Raw genomic sequence first — 245 nt, 5'->3', positions numbered from 1 at the left:
CTGCGAGAAACATTACATCCGGTCGATTCCCAATGACCCTATTGGGAAGTGGTCCAGGTATTGGTTCGAACGATTATGTGTTGGTGGGTAACAATACTTTCCGTCACATCGATAACGATCTGATTCCAAACGCGTATGGTCCAGAAAATCCACGTCCAAAGATGGTTTATTTTGGCGGCTTAAGTGGGTTGGACATGGGTCCCGTACATCAGGCGCTGCAAGTTTTTGCTGACGCTTCCAAATAC

Annotated in this window: 1 protein-coding gene; it reads left to right on the top strand. The window is 46.9% G+C overall.

Going from position 1 to position 245, the window contains the following annotated elements:
• Nucleotides 1-32: 32 nt before the first annotated feature.
• The coding region (locus tag V0R37_RS23000; RefSeq protein ID WP_420376679.1) for a hypothetical protein at nt 33-245 on the top strand (213 nt) is incomplete at its 3' end.

Origin of the sequence: Pollutimonas rozaliensis, assembly GCF_048751585.1 — a bacterium.
In the GTDB taxonomy this organism is placed as follows: Bacteria; Pseudomonadota; Gammaproteobacteria; order Burkholderiales; family Burkholderiaceae_B.
This window is presented reverse-complemented; position numbering and strand designations above follow the sequence as displayed.